Below are 18557 nucleotides of genomic sequence, written 5' to 3' on the forward strand. Positions count from 1 at the left end.
GATGACGCAACCTCTTCTCAGTATCGATAACCTGTCGATTGCGTTTTCGAAGCAAGGTGAGACTCGTACGGTGGTCAGCGACCTGTCGCTACAGATCAAGCCGGGCGAAACCCTGGCGCTGGTGGGTGAATCGGGTTCCGGCAAAAGTGTCTCGGCGCTTTCCGTGCTGCGCTTGCTCCCTTCTCCCCCGGTGAGCTACCCACAGGGGGATATTCTGTTTCACGGCAGCTCGCTACTGCACGCCGATGAACAGATCCTGCGCGGGATCCGTGGTAATAAAATTGCCATGATTTTCCAGGAGCCGATGGTCTCACTCAACCCACTGCATACGCTTGAAAAACAGCTTTACGAAGTGCTCTCCCTGCACCGTGGCATGCGTAAAGAAGCGGCGCGTGGCGAAATCCTCGATTGTCTTGAACGCACCGGCATTCGCAATGCGGCCAAACGGCTGAATGATTTCCCTCATCAGCTTTCCGGAGGTGAACGCCAGCGCGTGATGATTGCAATGGCTCTGCTCACACGTCCTGAACTGTTGATTGCCGATGAGCCAACAACAGCACTGGACGTCACGGTACAGGCGCAGATCCTGCAGCTGCTGCGGGAATTGCGTAACGAGCTCAACATGAGTTTGCTGTTTATCACCCACAACCTGAGCATCGTGAAAAAGCTGGCGGACAGCGTCGCCGTGATGCAAAACGGGCGCTGCGTAGAGCAAAATGCGGCAACCCGGCTACTGAATGCGCCTCAGCACCCGTATACGCGGCGTTTGCTCGATAGCGAACCCTCGGGTGACCCGGTTCCCCTGAACGCTGACAGTACGCCGTTGCTGCGCGTCGAGGGGCTGAGCGTCTCGTTCCCCATACGCAAAGGTATTTTGCGACGCGTTGTCGACCAGAACCCGGTGCTGAAAAACATCCGCTTTTCCCTGCGTCCGGGAGAATCGCTCGGGCTGGTTGGCGAGTCCGGCTCAGGTAAAAGCACCACTGGTCTGGCGCTGCTGCGCTTAATCGCCTCGCAGGGTGAAATCCTCTTTGACGGCATGCCGCTGCACAGCTGGAATCGCCGCCAGATGCTGCCTGTACGCCCGCGCATGCAGGTTGTTTTTCAGGATCCCAACTCTTCACTCAACCCACGGTTGAGCATTTTGCAGATTGTCGAAGAGGGTTTACGCGTCCACCAGCCTGGGTTGACGGCTCAGCAGCGTGAAGAAGAGGTAATGCGGGTAATGGTGGAAGTGGGATTAGATCCCGATACGCGACACCGCTACCCTGCCGAATTCTCCGGCGGACAGCGCCAGCGTATTGCTATTGCCCGGGCGCTGATCCTGAAGCCGGAGCTGATTATTCTGGATGAACCGACCTCGTCGCTGGACAGAACCGTGCAGGCGCAGATCCTGGCACTCCTGAAGGGATTACAGGAAAAGCACCGGCTGGCCTACATTTTTATCAGCCATGATTTACAGGTGGTGCGGGCGCTATGCCATCAGGTAATTGTGTTGCGACAGGGAGAAGTGGTCGAGCAGGGAGAATGCCAGCGCGTATTCGCTGCGCCGACGCAAAGCTACACGCGCCAGCTGTTATCGACTGACTAACACTCAGAACGGGTACTGGCCGGAGAAAGGCTCCGCAATTGCCACACCAAAATTTTTCAGACGGCAGGTGGCAGCAAACTCATCCTGACTTTTCACAAACAGGCACGGCTCACCTTCACACTCCAGCACGGAGCTGTCCACTTCAATATCAGTCAATGCCTGGCTAAGGCGTTCCATAACCGGCCAGGCGTCTTCATCACTCGGGCTAAGCAGTTTGAGTGCAACCAGACAATTCTCACCACCTGCGCCGTTTTGCGGAATCGGTTCAACTTTCGAACCTGCAAAACCCGTCGACCAGCGATAGCTCTGGGGCAAGCGATGGACAATGGAGAGTTGTATTGTATTCACGTTCGTTCCCCGGAAGCAAAATTTACTTCACAATTTATTTACATTTATAGTAACACATGATTGCAAACCTGCACTAATTAGCGGTTTTTATAGGCGTTACAGGTTCGCGTCGGCGCTATATGTACCCGTTTCTGCGATCTAACTCAACCTTTTTAAATACAATGATGTGACTTTTTACACAAATAGATTTTACATAAAAGAAACAAACACAGGGTAAACGAACGAAGGTTTGGTTGACATGCATCAACAAAAAGGCCCTATTCGGGCCTGATGTGCGCCTTAATTAGCCGCTTTATGTGGCCTGCTGGCATAGAGGTAGAAGAGAACAGAGCTGGTTGCACAGAATGCAATCGCCCACAGCATCGGCCAGGCCGTGTTAAACGTCGCCATTGAGAGCAGCGCGCCCACAACAGCACCAATCCCGAAGCGGAATGTCCCTGCCAGCGAAGACGCCGTGCCTGCCATATGTGGAAACTCGTCGAGGATCACCGCCATTGCGTTGGAAGAGACCATCGAAACGCAGCCGACAAAGGCCGCAACGCCCACCACCAGCGCCCAGAAGCCCACGCCCAGGAACGCACTCAGCACCAGCCAGATAGCCATCACAAACTGGATCCACAGCCCGGCGCGGAACATGTTGATCGCACCGACCCGCCGGACAAAACGGCTGTTAATGGTGGTCATCACAAACAGAAACACGATATTCAGCGCGAAGTAATAACCAAAGTGCTGCGGTGAAACGTGGTTCAGCTCAATGTACACAAACGGCCCGGCGCTCAGGAAAGAGAACATCCCGGCAAAGCTGAAGCCGCTTGCCAGCATGTAGCTCAGCACGCGCTTATGGCGAAACAGTGACGCAAAGTTGCCAAGCGTGGTGCGGATATGGAATTTCTGCCGGCGCTCGACGGGCAGTGTTTCATCAATAAAGAAGAAAATCATCGCCGATGCCAGCAGCGCCGCAAGCGCCAGGATCCAGAAAATCGCATGCCAGCTGAACCACACCAGCACTGCACCACCGGCCATCGGGGCCACCAGCGGTGCAATGGTGGTCACCAGCATGACGAACGACATCATGCGGGAGAACTCTTCTTTCGGGTAAATATCGCGCATCAGGGCATTAATGACCACACTTGCCGCTGCCGCCGCCAGACCGTGGAAAAAGCGCATAACGATCAGATGATCGATGGTCTGAGCCAGTGCACAGGCCACCGCCGCGCCGGCAAAGATCAGTGTTCCACCCAGAATCACTGGCTTGCGCCCGAGGCTGTCCGCCATCGGGCCGTAAAGAAGCTGGCCAATGGCAAAACCGAGAATATAGGTACTGAGCGTCATCTGTGCGCTGCCCGCCGGTACGCCAAACTGTGCGGAAATCACCGGTAGCGCAGGCAGATACATGTCGATGGACAGCGGCATTAACATGGCCAGCAGACCAAGAATGAACACGATTTTGAAAGACGAATGTGGCCTGGTGGTCACAGAGTTCTCCTGAAATTAATGCGAAGGCAGCCCGACGCTGGCGATCTCTTCTTCCGTCAGCGGACGGTATTCACCAGGCTCCAGTTCCGGATCGAGTTCAATCTCACCAATACGTTCACGATGCAGGCCCACAACGTGGTTCCCTACTGCAGCAAACATACGTTTCACCTGATGGTAGCGCCCTTCGCTGATGGTCAAACGGACTTCAGTCGGGGCAATCACGTCCAGCACTGCCGGTTTAGTCAGATCTTTTTCATTATGCAGTTGAACGCCTTTGGCGAATTGTTCAGCCGTGCCATCGGCAACCGGAGATTCCAGCGTCACCAGGTAAGTTTTTTCACAGTGATGACGCGGAGAGGTGATACGGTGCGACCACTGGCCATCGTCGGTCATCAGCACCAGCCCGGTCGTGTCGATATCCAGACGACCCGCAGCATGCAGCTTATGCGCCACCGGCTCATCCAGGAAATAGAGGATCGTCGGGTGATCGGGATCGTCGGTCGAGCACACGTACCCTTCCGGCTTATTGAGCATGAAATAGCGTGGGCCATGCTGTTGGGTCAGCGGATTGCCGTCATACTCAACCTGGTGCTCAGGCTGAAGTTTGAAAGCGGTGTCTTTCACAATATCGCCATCCACGGTAACACGGCTGGCGCGGATTTCACGTCCGGCAATAGCGCGGCTTACGCCGAGTTGCTGAGCGATAAACTTATCAAGTCGCATGAAGTCTTTTTTGCCTTACTTAATGGTGCTGGAGTCGAACAACATGTCCGAAAAAGAAGCAGTCAGGAACGGTTCAGTATAATGGTCTGGTTGCGCCACTCAAGGGAAAAAGTTTCGTGGCATACTATGTGCGGAATAACCAAACCGAGACACCATGACTTTTACACTTCGCCCCTACCAGCAGGAAGCCGTTGACGCCACCCTTGCCTGGTTTCGCAAACATCAGGAACCGGCAGCCATTGTGCTCCCAACCGGTGCAGGCAAAAGCCTGGTGATCGCCGAACTGGCACGTCTGGCACGCGGGCGTGTGCTGGTGCTGGCACACGTCAAAGAGCTGGTGGCCCAGAACCATGCCAAATATTGCGCACTCGGGCTTGAAGCCGATATCTTTGCCGCCGGGCTCAAGCGCAAAGAGAGCCACGGTAAAGTGGTGTTTGGCAGCGTACAGTCAGTTGCCCGTAACCTTGACCTGTTTCGTAGCGAATTTTCACTGCTGATTGTCGACGAGTGCCACCGCATCAGCGATGACGACGACAGCCAGTATCAACAAATCCTTACGCACCTGAAAGAGGTCAATCCTCACTTACGTCTTCTCGGCCTGACGGCAACGCCGTTTCGTCTGGGTAAAGGCTGGATTTATCGCTTCCATTATCACGGCATGGTACGCGGGGATGATAAAGCCCTGTTCAGCGACTGCATCTATGAACTCCCGTTGCGCTACATGATCAAGCACGGCTATCTGACGCCGCCAGAGCGGCTGGATATGCCAGTGGTACAGTACGATTTCAGCCGCCTTCAGGCGCAAAACAACGGGTTGTTCAGCGAAGCAGACCTTAACCAGGAGCTGAAAAAGCAAAAGCGCATTACCCCGCATATCATCAGCCAGATTGAAGAGTTCGCGCAGACACGCAAAGGGGTGATGATTTTTGCCGCCACCGTCGAGCACGCAAAAGAAATCACCGGGTTGCTGCCCGCTGACGATGCCGCATTGATCACCGGTGAAACGCCAGGCCCGGAGCGCGACAGCCTGATTGACGCCTTTAAAGCGCAACAGTTTCGCTTTCTGGTCAACGTCTCGGTATTAACCACCGGGTTTGATGCGCCGCACGTCGATCTGATTGCCATTTTACGCCCAACCGAATCCGTCAGCCTGTATCAGCAAATTGTCGGACGCGGCCTGCGCCTGGCACCGGGAAAAACCGACTGTCTGATCCTCGATTACGCCGGTAACCCGCATGACCTCTATTCCCCTGAAGTCGGCACGCCAAAAGGCAAAAGTGACAATGTGCCGGTACAGGTCTTCTGCCCTGCCTGCGGGTTTGCCAACACCTTCTGGGGTAAAACCACCGCTGACGGCACGCTGATTGAACATTTTGGCCGCCGCTGTCAGGGCTGGTTTGAAGATGACGAAGGGCATCGTGAACAGTGCGATTTCCGTTTCCGCTTTAAAAACTGCCCGCAATGTAATGCCGAAAACGATATTGCCGCCCGCCGCTGCCGCGAATGTGACACGATACTGGTCGATCCTGACGACATGCTCAAGGCGGCGCTGAAGCTTAAAGATGCGCTGGTACTCCGCTGTTCCGGTATGACGCTGCACACCGGGGCAGATGAAAAAGGTGAGTGGCTGAAAATCACCTATTACGATGAAGACGGTGCCGATGTCAGCGAACGGTTCAGAGTACATACCCCGGCACAGCGAACGGCCTTTGAGCAGCTCTTTATCCGCCCGCATACCCGTACGCCGGGCGTGCCGCTGCACTGGATAACCGTGGCGGATATCGTGCATCAGCAGGTGTTGTTGCGCCATCCTGATTTTGTTGTCGCCAGGAAGAAAGGCCAGTTCTGGCAGGTACGTGAGAAAGTTTTCGACTATGAAGGACGCTTTCGCAGGGCGAATGAATTACGGGGTTAGCGGGACTTTTCATTGATGTGAAGTGCATTTGAGTATAAAATGCCGCCCGCTTCACATCCGTGAGGCAGAACACTCACCTGCTGCTGGGTCGCCTGTAGCAGGGTTTTAAATACAGAGAGAAATCAATGTTTACTATCGAAGCAGAAGTACGTAACGTGCAGGGTAAGGGTGCGAGCCGCCGCCTGCGTAACGCTAACAAGTTCCCGGCTATCGTTTACGGTGGCAAAGCTGCTCCAGTTGCTATCGAACTGGATCACGACAAACTGTGGAACCTGCAGAACAAAGCTGAATTCTACAGCGAAGTTCTGACCATCGTTGTTGGCGGTAAAGAAGAAAAAGTGAAAGTTCAGGCTGTTCAGCGTCACGCGTTCAAGCCAAAACTGACTCACATCGACTTCGTTCGCGCGTAATCGCAAACACGTCGAGAAAAACCCCGCTTCTGCGGGGTTTTTTTATGGCTGTTATTTACCACCTGACGTCCGACGCTGCAGCTGATCGCGCAGGTTCGGTGGCGTGCCTTTGATGGTCAGCGTGTCAGTTGCGGGATCCCAGAAAATGCGTTCTCCAAGCAGCATGGCATCAAAGTTAACCGTTAAGCCACCGCCACTGCCGGCAAATTTGGTTAACTGGCGCAGCGTACTGCGATCCGCCGGGAAGCTCTCTTCAAGCTCATACCCTTTATCCGCGGTAAACGCCTGGAAGCTCACCTCGCTGACGCCCGCCAGCTCTTTCGACAGCGACTCCAGCTCAATTTCTTCACCCGCCTGCAGCTGCTCATTACAGTAGCTGTAAACCTGCTGACGCACGGTCTGGCGTTCGGATTTATCAAGCTGCGCCTCCGCCGTGAAATCATCAACCGCCTGCAACAGGCCTTTGTTCTGCGCTTTGGCATTAAGGCCTTCGCTGGCTCCGAGGAAGTCCATAAAGAAATCAGCCACTTTACGGCCCACGCGTCCTTTCAGGAAGGTCAGATAGCGGGTTGACTCCGGGTTTGTTTCCCACTCGGTTAAATCAATACGCGCCACAATATCCGCATGGTTGATATCCAGATAGTGTGTTGAGCTGATATCCAGCTGCTCATTCACGCGCATACTGCTCAAATTGTTCAGTACGGTTACCAGTAAATACTCAACCGCCAGGTAACGATAGTGACAAAACAGCACAATACCGCCGTCGGCAAACGGGTATTTCGCCAGTTCATCGCGCAGGCGTCCCGTTGCTGCACGGCTAAACGCCAGGAAATCTTCTTCACCCTGACGCTGCAGGCGCAGGCTGTCGGCCAGTTCACTCTCTTCGCTGAACAAACCATAAGCTTTATTCTTTGCGCTGTAGACGCGGTGCAACTCCGCCATCATTTCCACAACGGTCGCCGTGGGTTCCAGTAACGAATCGCGTAGCACCACTTCAAGGGTTTGCTCATCACGCTTGATAAGCTGGTGCAAGGCAATCTGGTTGATTTCCAGACTCATGATAAACTCTCCTTTTAGACCGGGCGGTATTCAACCACCACCCAATACATGTGTGCAACCCGAATTATTTAGGCTATAAAAAAGGGGAAAAAAAGCTGTTGCTACGGTAATATGTTGCCCTTTCATCCACAAACTGATTTTGATTTATGCCACAACATTCCCGCTACAGTGATGAACACGTTGAACAACTGCTCAGTGAGCTGGTCAACGTACTGGAAAAACATAAAACGCCGACCGATCTTTCCCTGATGGTGTTGGGAAATATGGTCACCAACCTTATCAATACCAGCGTTGCTCCGGCTCAGCGTCAGGCGATCGCAAAATCTTTCGCCCAGGCTTTACAGTCATCCGTTAGCGACGACCAGGCCCATTAAGGGAAACGAACAACAGTTTATGGTGACGAATCGTCAGCGCTACCGTGAAAAAGTCTCCCAGATGGTGAGTTGGGGGCACTGGTTTGCCTTGTTTAACATTCTGATAGCGGCGGTCATAGGCTGTCGTTACCTGTTTGTGGCAGACTGGCCAACAACGCTTGTCGGGCGTATCTACTCCTGGATGAGCGTAGTCGGTCACTTTAGCTTTTTGGTTTTCGCCACCTACCTGCTGATTTTGTTCCCCCTGACGTTTGTCGTCATCTCGCAGCGTCTGATGCGGTTCTTATCCGCCATCCTTGCAACAGCGGGCATGACGCTGCTGCTTATCGACAGCGAAGTGTTCACCCGCTTCCACCTGCATCTCAACCCCATTGTCTGGGAACTGGTGATTAACCCCGATCAGAATGAAACAGCCCGTGACTGGCAGCTGATGTTTATCAGCGTCCCGGTCATTCTTCTGATAGAGATGCTGTTTGCCACCTGGAGCTGGCAAAAACTCCGCAGCCTGACCCGGCGACGCCATTACGCGAAGCCCGTGGCAGCGCTCTTTTTCGTGTCATTTATTAGTTCGCACGTCATGTACATCTGGGCGGATGCGAACTTCTATCGCCCCATTACCATGCAGCGTGCAAACCTGCCACTCTCTTACCCGATGACGGCCCGTCGTTTCCTTGAGAAGCACGGTCTGCTGGATGCGCAGGAGTATCAGCGTCGTCTGGTTGAACAAGGTAATCCGGAGGCGGTCACCGTTCAGTATCCACTGAACGATCTGCACTATCGCGATATGGGGGCTGGGCAGAACGTTCTGCTGATCACCGTCGATGGTCTTAATTATTCAAATTACGAGAAACAGATGCCTGCGCTGGCCGATTTTGCCAGCAAGAATATATCGTTCACACAGCATATGAGCTCCGGTAACTCAGCTGATGCCGGTATTTTTGGCCTGTTCTACGGGATCTCTGCCGGATACATGGACGGAGTGCTTTCTGCACGCACTCCTGCTGCGCTGATCACCGGACTGAATCAACAAGGCTACCAGTTAGGGCTGTTCTCATCAGATGGCTTTAATAGCGCGCTGTACCGCCAGGCATTGCTGTCTGATTTCTCTCTACCGGCCGCGCAAAATCAGTCGGATGAGCAGACAGCCAATCAGTGGGTAAGCTGGCTTCAGCGCTACGCGCAGGAAGATAACCGCTGGTTCTCCTGGGTTGCGTTTAACGGCACTACGCTTGAAGACAGTAACCAGAAAGGCTTTGCCCGCCGCTACAGCCGCTCGGCAGGCGATGTTGATGTGCAGATTGGCCGCATACTTGACGCGTTGCGCACATCGGGCAAGCTGGATAATACCGTGGTAATTATTACTGCCGGTCATGGCATACCGCTGGGTGACGAGACGCAGAGCATGAGCTGGTCGCGTCCAAATCTTCATGTTCCACTGGTGATCCACTGGCCGGGCACGCCGGCGCAGCGCATCAACATGCTTACCGAACATAAAGATGTGATGACCACCCTGATGCAACGCCTGCTGCACGTCAGCACGCCAGCAAATGAGTATTCGCAAGGACAAGATCTCTTCAGCGCCACGCGTCGCCATAACTGGGTGACGGCTGCAGGAAATAATACTCTGGCGATCACCACGCCGGGGCTGACTCTGGTGCTGAACAGCAACGGGAATTACCAGACGTATAACCTGCAGGGCAAGAAGCTGAAAGATCAAAAACCGCAGTTGAGCCTGCTTCTGCAAGTGCTGACAGATGAGAAGCGGTTTATCGCTAACTGATTAATTATAAACCAGTTAGCATCTGTCACCCTTGCATTCAAAAAGGAATCGAGTAGTATTCTTTTTACGCGTCGGCACGTAGCGCAGCCTGGTAGCGCACCGTCATGGGGTGTCGGGGGTCGGAGGTTCAAATCCTCTCGTGCCGACCAAAAAATCCTGAAAAAACCAACCTTTATGGTTGGTTTTTTTATTTCCCAGAATCGACATCCCCTTGCCGATCCGGTGTTTTACGCAGGTAAACCAACGTCGCCACACAAATCGCAGCCCCTGCATAAAACGTGTATTCTGCCCCCCATGTTTCCCAGATTGCCCCGGCACCAACGCTGGCAATTAATAATCCACCACCACTGAGCAGACTAAAAATACCGAAAGCCGTACCGCGTAAGTCGGCAGGCGCAGTTTTGGCAACCATTGCCGCCAGAAGCCCCTGCGTCATGCCCATATGGACGCCCCACAGTGCAACCCCCACAATAATGCCAACCCAGTGGGTGCTCAGCGCCAGCACAATATCTGCACCAATCAATACCACCAATCCCCACTGCAGTAGCCGGGTATGACTCATGCCATCGGAGAGTTTGCCGAACGGGTACGCCGACAGAGAATAGAGCACGTTCATTACCACCATGACCAGCGGAATAAGGGCCAGGGGGACACCGGACTGTTGCGCACGAAGGACGAGAAAAGCCTCGCTAAAGCGTGCCAGGGTGAACACTGCACCAAGACCAATCACCCACCAGCAATCTTTACCCAGCCGCTTTAAATTCTCTTTTTTTATGGGGTTAGTGCGCTTGTGTTCAATGGGGGATCTCGGTTCCTGCAAACCAAAGTACAGAAGTGCGACGGAAAGCAGGCCGGGGATCAGGGCGATCCAGAAAATAATGCGGAAATCATTGTTCAGCAGCAACATCAAACTCACGGCCAGCAGAGGGCCGAGAAATGCGCCCGTGGTATCCATAGACTGACGCAGGCCAAATGCCGCACCACGCATATCCGGTGGCGTAAAGTCCGCAACCAGCGCATCACGGGGAGCTCCACGGATCCCCTTCCCTACACGGTCTATCAGCCGCGCGCTTAAAACCATACCAGAAGAGGATGCCAACGCGAAAAGCGGCTTACTCAACGCACCCAGACCATATCCCAACACCGCCAGACCTTTGCGTTGGCCAAGATAGTCGCTGATAGCCCCGGAGAAAACCTTGATAAAAAGTGCAGTTGCTTCCGCGAGTCCTTCAATCAGACCAATAAACAGCACGCTTGTCCCAAGCGTTGTCACCATAAAAAGCGGCAGCAGACTGTGAATGCTCTCCGAGGAGATATCCATCAACATGCTTACGCCCCCCACAACCCAGACCCCTTTTGGGATCCGGCTGAGTACCGGAAACCTGGAAAGCATTCAATGACTCCTGCTCAGAAAACAGTTGCTTAACTGATTACAGAATAGGATATGGAGAATTAAAAAAACCTGAATACAGTCTTTGAGACAAAAAAAAAGCCAACCCGCAGGCTGGCTTGATTATCATGTCTGCACGCCTAGTGGTGGTTATCACGTCCACCGAGGAAGAAGATCCCCAACGGAATAGCCAGCAGGACGGTGAATACCAGGCTGTAAACAAAGATCATCGCCGACTGCAGGACATACATACTGGTAGTCCACTGTGAGAGCGGAATGTTGTACTGCTCAATGACGCCGACAATGGTTGCCCGCCCAACACCCGCAGCGGCAATCATAAACACAACGAACAGTGCCAGTAAAAATTTCCGGCCTTCAGGTGTCTTCAGTTTTGCGCGAACCATGTCTCTCATTCCTTTACAGATAAATAACATTATTTATCGCTTACACTAACACGATCTGCCGCCAGACTCCAATTCAGAACAAAACACCAAAACAATAGCAATAAGGCAGTTTATTACACCTTTCATTTTGAAAATGTAAGTAAATTACCCCATTTATTCATCAACGTTATGATAGGCTGAACAAGATCGTTTTGACATAAAGGAATGACTGTGAAAAACGCACCTAAATTTGCCCTTGCCCTGATCGCCGCAGCGTGCGCCAGCACCAGTGCTTTCGCCAGCGATACCTCAAAAGCGCAGCCACTGGAAAAAGTGGCACCTTATCCGCAAGCAGAAAAAGGCATGAAGCGTCAGGTGATTCAATTACCTGCTCAGCAGGATGAAGCGAATTTCAAAGTGGAACTGTTAATTGGACAGACACTGGAAGTGGACTGCAACCAGCATCGCCTGGGTGGTCAACTGGAAAGCAAAACCCTGCAAGGTTGGGGTTACGACTACTACGTCTTTGATAAAGTGATGTCTCCGGTTTCCACCATGATGGCTTGCCCGGACGGTAAGAAAGAGAAGAAATTTGTGACCGCGTATCTGGGCGATCATAGCCTTCTGCGCTACAACAGCAAGCTGCCTATTGTGGTTTATACCCCTGAAAACGTCGATGTGAAATATCGCGTGTGGAAGGCGGAAGAAAACGTTGAACACGCTGTAGTGCGTTAATAATAAGCCGGGTGGCGCTAACGCTTACCCGGCTTTTTTTACATTACAGCGCGATATCTGCGACCGGTTTGTTCACGGCCTGAGGTTTCAGCTCTGCTTTTGGTGCCGCATCAGCGGCCTGCGGTTTTACGTATTGCAGTTGCAGAACACGGCTGGTGTATTCCAGCTCCTGTTCCGTCGCATCAACGTTACCATTCAGCTTCGTCCCATAGGATGGAATGATGGTTTTCAGTTTCGCCTGCCATTCCGGGCTGGAAACTTTATCTTTAAACACTTTTTCCATCAGGTGCAGCATGATCGGTGCCGCAGTAGATGCGCCCGGTGAAGCCCCCAACAGCGCGGCGATAGTACCTTCTTTATCGCTCACCACTTCGGTACCCAGACGCAGCACACCGCCCTCTTTCGGATCGCGTTTGATGATCTGCACGCGCTGACCAGCCTGCCACAAACGCCAGTCTTCTTTCTTCGCCTGCGGGTAATACTCTTTCAGCGCCTCAAAGCGTTCTTCATCAGAGAGCATCACCTGGCTAATCAGGTATTTCACCAGATCGAAGTTATCCAGACCGACATCAACCATCGGTTTAAAGTTGGATGTTGTGGTCGCGCTTAACAGATCGAACAGAGAACCGTTTTTCAGGAACTTGGTAGAGAAGGTCGCGAACGGCCCGAACAGCACTACACGTTTACCATCCAGAATACGGGTATCAATGTGCGGAACGGACATCGGAGGCGCACCTACGGAGGCCTGGCCGTACACTTTCGCCAGGTGGCGGTTCACCACTTCCGGGTTGTCAGACACCAGGAACTGACCACCCACCGGGAAGCCTGCATAGTCTTCCGCTTCAGGAATACCAGACTCCTGCAGCAGTTTCAGTGCCGCACCGCCCGCGCCAATAAAGACAAACTTCGCCTTGATAACGTGTTCAGCATCATTGTTTTTCAGGTCAGCAACAGTCACGCTCCAGCTGTTGTCCGCGTTACGCTTGAAGCCACGGACTTCGGTGCTGAGCTGCAGATTAAAGTTCTCTTTTTTCTTCAGAGAACCCACCAGCTGACGGGTGATTTCGCCGTAGTTGACGTCAGTACCGATTTCAGTACGGGTCGCCGCCACTTTCTGATTCGGGTCACGCCCTTCCATCACCAGCGGTGCCCACTCTTTGATCTGAGCGTGATCTTCAGAGTATTTCATGCCACGGAACAGCGTGCTTTGCTGCAGGGCCGCATAACGGGCGCGCAGGAAGTTCACGTTCTGTTCGCCCCACACAAAGCTCATGTGCGGCACGGTGTTGATAAAGGAGTGCGGATCGTGCATCACGCCGCTGTTTACCTGGTGAGACCAGAACTGGCGCGAGACCTGGAATGCTTCGTTGATCTCTACCGCCTTCTCGATACTAATGGAACCGTCCTTTTTCTGCGGCGTATAGTTCAGTTCCATAAGTGCCGAATGTCCCGTACCGGCGTTGTTCCAGCCGTTAGAGCTCTCCTGTGCCACGCCATCGAGGCGCTCGACCATCGTCATTGACCAGTCCGGCTGCAGTTCTTGCAGATAAGTTCCCAGCGTGGCGCTCATGATGCCGCCACCAATTAAAAGGACGTCCGTTTCCTGCTCTTTAGGCGTCTCTGCTTTCGCCGCCATTGAGACAGCGTTCAGCCCCACGGCCAGAGAAAAGAGCATGGCAGTCATTTTTTTCATCATTTATGCCTTAGTTTAATAGTGCTTGATGCGTAGAAATTGCAGGTGAAAAAACTGCGGGGGAACGGTAACAACTTTTAAATATTGTTTAAAGGTTACGAAATTATTGTAATTGTGAAATTTAATGAGGAGTGTTGTTTGTGCCGACGACCTTGCAACGGCATCGCGGATCACTTTGTGCTCTCTGCAGCCTGCCGAAAAGTCAGGTTAAAACGGAATTCGCCTGTCTGCGGATGAACACCCGGTTTAAGCGGCTGAATGCCGTGATAAAACAGCCTCGATTCCCTGCCCCACACCACCACATCGCCATGCTCCAGCATCAGACGTTTGAGCGGGTCATTGCGACGCAATCCACCAAACTGGAAAACCGCAGGCAGGCCTAAAGAGACGGAGATGATAGGTGCGCGCAGGTCTGGTTCATCTTTATCCTGGTGCAGCGAGAGTTTCGCGCCGACGGCATAGCGGTTCACCAGGCACGCATCGGGTGTAAAGTCAGCGTAACCGGCTGCAACGGCAGCGTCGTGGCATAGCGCCTGAAAGACCGCAGGCATGGAAGGCCAGGCGCTGCCGGTCATTGGGTCAACGGGGGCGTACAGATAGCCGCGATCGTCCGTCGTCCAGCCCAGCTTACCGCAGTTGGTCATCGCCACCGACATGGTGTAACCGCCCGGCGTGACCATCTGACGGAATGGCGAGACAGCCGCAACCTCATCAATCCCGGCAAGCAGCGCCGCCGCGCGCGAGAGCGCAAAACGGCGCAGGATCACGGCCCCCGGGGCAAGCGGCTCCTGCCAGGGGTCAGCCTCTGCAAAAAGATCGAGCATTACCCCTCCCGGCTCTTCGCCTCACGTGTTAGCAATAACGCCTTTCGCGCCGTCCCCCAGCGGTAACCAGAAAGTGCCCCGTCGTTACGAACAACACGATGACAGGGGATCACAATCGCCAGTTTGTTAGCGGCGCAGGCTCCCGCCACCGCGCGAACGGCAGCGGGTTTGCCAATCGCCTGCGCGACCTGCTGATAGCTTGCCGTTTCACCACAGGGAATGGTACGAAGTGCCTGCCAGACCTGTTGCTGAAAAGCGGTTCCGCGAATATCCAGCGGAAGTGTCAGCGGTACCGCACGGCCATCAATACTGGCAATTACCTGGCGGATACGCTGCGCAAATGCGCCTTCCAGTGGTTCCTGCTCTGCCTTTGGAAACAGCGTCAGAAGTTCCTCTGTTAAGGTCGCATCGTCGTCGCCCAGCAATATCGCGCAGATCCCCCGCTCACTTTCCCCCACCAGACAACGCCCTAGCGAACAGCCGCTGACAGCATAACGCACGGCAACATCCCCTTTCCGGTACTGTTTCGCCGTCATACCCAGCGCCACATCGGCTTTACGGTAATAGCTGCTGCTATCAGGAAACCCTGCTGCCAGTACAGCCTCGGTAATGTTGTCGCCCTGTGCCAGTGCATGGCGCAGACGTTGCTCCCGCGCCGCCTGCTGCCAGGCTTTGGGCGTCATGCCGGTCACGGACTTAAACAGGCGGTGGAAATGGAATGGGCTGATGGCAACCTGCTGCGCCAGCGCCTCCAGGGTGAGCGTGGGCTCCTGCTCCAGAAGACGACAGGCCAGTTCAACTTTTGCCAGCTTCTGTTCCTGCGGGTCACGTTTGTCTGGCATACAGCGCTTACACGGGCGGAATCCGGCCAGAACAGCGTGTTGAGCATCAGGGTAAAAGCGGACATTTTTACGCAGCGCGTGGCGGGCGCGACAGGACGGGCGACAAAAGATACCCGTCGTCTGTACGGCAAAGACAAACTGGTTATCAGCACGCAGATCGCGGGCCAGAACTGCCTGCCAGCGATCCTCATCGGTATTAAAGGTTGGATTTTTCATCATCAGCTCCTTTTACAAGCATACATACAGCGTGCCTGAGTGCCAGCGAAGAAAAACCCGCAACCTTGCTTTTTAATTTTTTTCGCTCACCAGGAAGCTGTTGAACTGGGGTGAACTCCAGGTTTTAAAGCCGTCGGCCTCTTTGGTGATCATGTAGACTGCCAGTCCTTCCTGGCGTACCACCTCTTTGGCTTTTTCCGTGCCGAGCACCATCAATCCGGTATCCCAGGCATCGGCTTCCAGTGCTGTTGGGGCAATCACCGTAACGGACACCAGATTATGCTCGATCGGACGCCCTGTTTGCGGATCGATAACATGCGAAATGCGCTTACCGTCGAGTTCGTAATAGTTACGGTAGCTCCCGGAGGTGCTGATACCATGACCATTGATATCCACAATCGCCTGCACGGCGTTTTGCTGGTCGGTTGGTTTTTGAATAGCGACCCGCCAGGGTTTATCACTGGCGTTCATGCCACGGCTGACTAACGCCCCCCCGACAGAAACCAGATAACGCGCGATCCCTTCCTGGGTCATCAGCGCCGCAAGGTGATCCGCCGCGTATCCTTCCCCCACCGTCGACAGATCGACAAACAGATCGGGAATATCTTTTTGCAGATACTGCTGCCCGTACTGATTGATCACCGTCAGATGCTGTAACCCTGTGCGGGCACGGGCATCGTCAATGGCCGCCTGGGCGGGTGTAGTGAGCGGCTGCTTGTTGGGGCCAAACCCCCACAGGTTAACTAACGGCCCCACGGTGACATCCATTGCACCGTTGGTTTTGTAGCCCACGCGCATTGCTTCGGTCACGATATCGGCCATCGCTTCGCTCACCGGCCAGAGGGAGGTGCTTTTAGACAGATTAAAACGCATCAGTGCCGAGTCGTTTTTATAGGTCGAGAGCAGCTGATCGTCAGCATCCAGTTGCGACTGAATTTTGCCGCGCAGTTCTTCAGCGCGTTTCTCATCGAGATTCATCACGCTGACGCGCCAGAATGTGCCCATCGTTTTGCCTTCCAGAACCGTCGCCGCTGGCGCGTCCGTTTTCGCCGGTGGTGTGGAAGAGTCACATGCTGTCAGGAAAAAAAAGGTAGCCAGAAAGCTGGCGCGTAAAAAAGTCATATCCATTCGTTATTATCCTCATGCCTGGGCGGCAAGAGTACACCAAAACGGGGGAATTGTAAGACCCTAAAAAAGACACGAAAAAAGGGGCCAGACGGCCCCTTTGTCATACTGAGAAGCGAATTAGAACTGGTAAACCAGACCCAGCGCTACGATGTCATCAGTACCGATACCAGCCTGTTTGGTGAAGGAGTTGTCATCCAGCAGGTTGATTTTGTAGTCCACATAGGTGGACATGTTTTTGTTGAAGTAGTAAGTCGCACCCACATCAACATATTTCAGCAGATCCTGATCGCCGTAACCTTCGATGTCTTTACCTTTAGACTGCAGGTAAGCCACGGACGGACGCAGGCCGAAGTCGAACTGGTACTGAGCAACCACTTCGAAGTTCTGCGCTTTGTTAGCAAAACCGTAGATGTCGCTGCTGCTCTGAGAGTCACCGAAACGGGTTGCGTTATAGGTCTGAGAGTACTGCGTTGCCAGATAGATGTTGTTAGCATCATATTTCAGGCCACCGGAGTAAACTTCAGCGTGGTCGCCATTACCCAGTGCTGCAGTGTTGTTCTGATCGTAGGTACGTTTGGAAGATGCCATCGCACCACCAATGCTGAAGCCAGCACCCAGGTTGTAGGTCACGGACGCGCCATAACCATCACCGTTCTGTTTCAGGGTGCTACGACCCGTATTGTTTTCACCATCTACGCTGCCGTTTTTGCCCTGATACTGCAGAGCAAAGTTCAGGCCATCAACCAGACCGAAGAAGTCCTGGTTACGGTAGGTCGCTACGCCGTTCGCACGGGATTGCAGGAAGTTATCTGCACCGTAAGTATCGCCACCAAACTCTGGCAGAACGTCAGTCCAGGACGTTACGTCGTAGATCACACCGTAGTTACGGCCGTAATCGAAGGAACCTGCTTCAGCGAATTTCAGACCCGCAAACGCCACACGAGTCCAGGATTTGTTTTCGCTTTCAGCCGTATTACCCTGGATCTGGTATTCCCACTGACCGTAACCCGTCAGTTGATCGTTAACCTGGGTTTCGCCTTTGAAGCCGATACGCATGTAGGTCTGATCTCCGTCAGCACTCTTGTCGTCGGAGAAATAGTGCAGACCATCAACTTTACCGTACAGATCTAATTTGTTGCCATCTTTGTTATAAATTTCAGCCGCATTTGCTGCGCCTGCTACCAGCAGTGCTGGTACCAGGAGGGACAGTACTTTAACTTTCATGTTATTAACCCTCTGTTATATGCCTTATTATTACCACTGCTTACTGGTTAAACATTCTTAACCAGTCGGCAAGTTCATTTTCCTCAAAATTACAGAATAATCCAACACGAATATGATACGAAAACTTTGAAGGTGTTTCATTTTTCAACAAAGATGTTTCATTTTGTAAATTTGAGGGAACTTTTACAAAGCACAAAGAGCTTGAAAATATAGCACTTATAATCAAAAATAATCAAAAACCATTAAAAATCAATGTGTTAACAAAACAATCTTTACAGCACTGAATGACAAAACAAAACCACCTGACATCTCTAAAATAACTCCCGCTATCATCATTAACTTTATTTATTACCGTCATTCAGTTTTGAATGTCTGTTTATCCCTAATTCAACCGGATGCTGAGCATTCGGTTTTTTTTTACCTTTCTTTACGTAAATACCTTTTTT

Annotated in this window: 17 protein-coding genes and 1 tRNA gene; 7 read left to right on the forward strand and 11 right to left on the reverse strand. The window is 52.9% G+C overall.

What is annotated here, in order from left to right; translation table 11 throughout:
- The first annotated feature begins 1 nt into the window (after position 1).
- Complete coding sequence (gene yejF, locus ACHHZ6_RS02915) at positions 2–1591, forward strand: microcin C ABC transporter ATP-binding protein YejF (protein WP_182272082.1); 1590 nt, start codon at positions 2–4, stop codon at positions 1589–1591.
- A gap of 3 nt (positions 1592–1594) precedes the next feature.
- Here yejF and ACHHZ6_RS02920 read toward each other — a convergent pair whose 3' ends face one another.
- The 3 genes from ACHHZ6_RS02920 to rsuA all read right to left on the reverse strand — a co-directional run bounded on the left by ACHHZ6_RS02920 (position 1595) and on the right by rsuA (position 4138).
- Positions 1595–1939, reverse strand: a complete 345-nt coding sequence (locus ACHHZ6_RS02920) for a YejG family protein (protein WP_182272083.1) — start codon at positions 1937–1939, stop codon at positions 1595–1597.
- Between the two features lie 279 nt (positions 1940–2218).
- Positions 2219–3415, reverse strand: a complete 1197-nt coding sequence (locus ACHHZ6_RS02925; RefSeq protein WP_182272084.1) for a Bcr/CflA family multidrug efflux MFS transporter — start codon at positions 3413–3415, stop codon at positions 2219–2221.
- A 15-nt stretch (positions 3416–3430) separates the two neighbouring features.
- Positions 3431–4138, reverse strand: a complete 708-nt coding sequence (gene rsuA / locus ACHHZ6_RS02930) for a 16S rRNA pseudouridine(516) synthase RsuA (RefSeq protein ID WP_395121706.1) — start codon at positions 4136–4138, stop codon at positions 3431–3433.
- A 154-nt stretch (positions 4139–4292) separates the two neighbouring features.
- Between rsuA and ACHHZ6_RS02935 the strand changes: the two genes are divergently transcribed.
- Together ACHHZ6_RS02935 and rplY are read left to right on the forward strand one after the other, a co-directional pair.
- Entirely contained in the window at positions 4293–6053 is a 1761-nt protein-coding gene (locus ACHHZ6_RS02935) for a DEAD/DEAH box helicase (RefSeq protein ID WP_395121707.1), read from the forward strand.
- Positions 6054–6178: 125 nt separating this feature from the next.
- Positions 6179–6463, forward strand: a complete 285-nt coding sequence (gene rplY, locus ACHHZ6_RS02940) for a 50S ribosomal protein L25 (protein WP_395121708.1) — start codon at positions 6179–6181, stop codon at positions 6461–6463.
- Positions 6464–6514: 51 nt separating this feature from the next.
- On the opposite strand, the gene yejK is transcribed toward rplY, so the two are convergent.
- The gene (gene yejK / locus ACHHZ6_RS02945; protein WP_334399454.1) at positions 6515–7522 is read right to left on the reverse strand and encodes a nucleoid-associated protein YejK; all 1008 of its coding nucleotides are present in this window, start codon (positions 7520–7522) and stop codon (positions 6515–6517) included.
- Between the two features lie 146 nt (positions 7523–7668).
- Here yejK and ACHHZ6_RS02950 point away from each other — a divergent pair, with 146 nt between their 5' ends.
- From ACHHZ6_RS02950 to ACHHZ6_RS02960, 3 genes are all read left to right on the forward strand, one after another.
- Positions 7669–7896: a YejL family protein gene (locus ACHHZ6_RS02950; RefSeq protein ID WP_001135586.1), complete on the forward strand. Its 228-nt coding sequence runs from the start codon at positions 7669–7671 to the stop codon at positions 7894–7896.
- Positions 7897–7915: 19 nt separating this feature from the next.
- Complete coding sequence (gene yejM / locus ACHHZ6_RS02955) at positions 7916–9676, forward strand: LPS biosynthesis-modulating metalloenzyme YejM (protein ID WP_395121709.1); 1761 nt, start codon at positions 7916–7918, stop codon at positions 9674–9676.
- Between the two features lie 72 nt (positions 9677–9748).
- Positions 9749–9825, forward strand: a tRNA-Pro gene (locus tag ACHHZ6_RS02960).
- Between the two features lie 38 nt (positions 9826–9863).
- Here ACHHZ6_RS02960 and ACHHZ6_RS02965 read toward each other — a convergent pair.
- Both ACHHZ6_RS02965 and ACHHZ6_RS02970 read right to left on the reverse strand, forming a co-directional pair.
- Positions 9864–11069: an MFS transporter gene (locus ACHHZ6_RS02965; RefSeq protein WP_182918693.1), complete on the reverse strand. Its 1206-nt coding sequence runs from the start codon at positions 11067–11069 to the stop codon at positions 9864–9866.
- A 137-nt stretch (positions 11070–11206) separates the two neighbouring features.
- Complete coding sequence (locus tag ACHHZ6_RS02970) at positions 11207–11470, reverse strand: DUF2534 family protein (RefSeq protein WP_182272091.1); 264 nt, start codon at positions 11468–11470, stop codon at positions 11207–11209.
- 204 nt (positions 11471–11674) lie between these two features.
- Here ACHHZ6_RS02970 and eco point away from each other — a divergent pair, with 204 nt between their 5' ends.
- A complete protein-coding gene (gene eco / locus ACHHZ6_RS02975) occupies positions 11675–12184 on the forward strand; it encodes a serine protease inhibitor ecotin (protein ID WP_182272092.1) in 510 nt (169 codons plus the stop codon).
- Between the two features lie 43 nt (positions 12185–12227).
- On the opposite strand, the gene mqo is transcribed toward eco, so the two are convergent.
- The 5 genes from mqo to ACHHZ6_RS03000 all read right to left on the reverse strand — a co-directional run bounded on the left by mqo (position 12228) and on the right by ACHHZ6_RS03000 (position 18111).
- Positions 12228–13877 (reverse strand): malate dehydrogenase (quinone), encoded by a 1650-nt coding sequence (gene mqo / locus ACHHZ6_RS02980; protein WP_182920050.1) that lies wholly within the window; start codon positions 13875–13877, stop codon positions 12228–12230.
- Between the two features lie 170 nt (positions 13878–14047).
- Positions 14048–14701, reverse strand: coding sequence for a DNA oxidative demethylase AlkB (gene alkB, locus ACHHZ6_RS02985; RefSeq protein ID WP_196390250.1), 654 nt, complete (start codon positions 14699–14701; stop codon positions 14048–14050).
- The gene (ada, locus tag ACHHZ6_RS02990; protein WP_182920051.1) at positions 14701–15759 is read right to left on the reverse strand and encodes a bifunctional DNA-binding transcriptional regulator/O6-methylguanine-DNA methyltransferase Ada; all 1059 of its coding nucleotides are present in this window, start codon (positions 15757–15759) and stop codon (positions 14701–14703) included. The genes alkB and ada overlap by 1 nt, the downstream gene beginning before the upstream one ends.
- A 72-nt stretch (positions 15760–15831) precedes the next feature.
- Positions 15832–16887, reverse strand: a complete 1056-nt coding sequence (gene apbE / locus ACHHZ6_RS02995) for an FAD:protein FMN transferase ApbE (protein WP_182918695.1) — start codon at positions 16885–16887, stop codon at positions 15832–15834.
- A 117-nt stretch (positions 16888–17004) separates the two neighbouring features.
- The gene (locus tag ACHHZ6_RS03000) at positions 17005–18111 is read right to left on the reverse strand and encodes a porin OmpC (protein ID WP_182272096.1); all 1107 of its coding nucleotides are present in this window, start codon (positions 18109–18111) and stop codon (positions 17005–17007) included.
- Between the last annotated feature and the right edge of the window lie 446 nt (positions 18112–18557).

Source organism: Enterobacter cloacae complex sp. 2024EL-00214, from assembly GCF_043945575.1.
In the GTDB taxonomy this organism is placed as follows: Bacteria; Pseudomonadota; Gammaproteobacteria; order Enterobacterales; family Enterobacteriaceae; genus Enterobacter; species Enterobacter cloacae_P.

Coding starts and splice junctions, on each gene's coding strand:
- yejF (WP_182272082.1), top strand. CDS start 2: ATGACGCAACCTCTTCTCAGTATCGATAACCTGTCGATTGCGTTTTCG.
- rsuA (WP_395121706.1), bottom strand. CDS start 4,138: ATGCGACTTGATAAGTTTATCGCTCAGCAACTCGGCGTAAGCCGCGCT.
- ACHHZ6_RS02935 (WP_395121707.1), top strand. CDS start 4,293: ATGACTTTTACACTTCGCCCCTACCAGCAGGAAGCCGTTGACGCCACC.
- rplY (WP_395121708.1), top strand. CDS start 6,179: ATGTTTACTATCGAAGCAGAAGTACGTAACGTGCAGGGTAAGGGTGCG.
- yejK (WP_334399454.1), bottom strand. CDS start 7,522: ATGAGTCTGGAAATCAACCAGATTGCCTTGCACCAGCTTATCAAGCGT.
- ACHHZ6_RS02950 (WP_001135586.1), top strand. CDS start 7,669: ATGCCACAACATTCCCGCTACAGTGATGAACACGTTGAACAACTGCTC.
- yejM (WP_395121709.1), top strand. CDS start 7,916: ATGGTGACGAATCGTCAGCGCTACCGTGAAAAAGTCTCCCAGATGGTG.
- ACHHZ6_RS02965 (WP_182918693.1), bottom strand. CDS start 11,069: ATGCTTTCCAGGTTTCCGGTACTCAGCCGGATCCCAAAAGGGGTCTGG.
- ACHHZ6_RS02970 (WP_182272091.1), bottom strand. CDS start 11,470: ATGGTTCGCGCAAAACTGAAGACACCTGAAGGCCGGAAATTTTTACTG.
- eco (WP_182272092.1), top strand. CDS start 11,675: ATGACTGTGAAAAACGCACCTAAATTTGCCCTTGCCCTGATCGCCGCA.
- mqo (WP_182920050.1), bottom strand. CDS start 13,877: ATGAAAAAAATGACTGCCATGCTCTTTTCTCTGGCCGTGGGGCTGAAC.
- alkB (WP_196390250.1), bottom strand. CDS start 14,701: ATGCTCGATCTTTTTGCAGAGGCTGACCCCTGGCAGGAGCCGCTTGCC.
- ada (WP_182920051.1), bottom strand. CDS start 15,759: ATGAAAAATCCAACCTTTAATACCGATGAGGATCGCTGGCAGGCAGTT.
- apbE (WP_182918695.1), bottom strand. CDS start 16,887: ATGGATATGACTTTTTTACGCGCCAGCTTTCTGGCTACCTTTTTTTTC.
- ACHHZ6_RS03000 (WP_182272096.1), bottom strand. CDS start 18,111: ATGAAAGTTAAAGTACTGTCCCTCCTGGTACCAGCACTGCTGGTAGCA.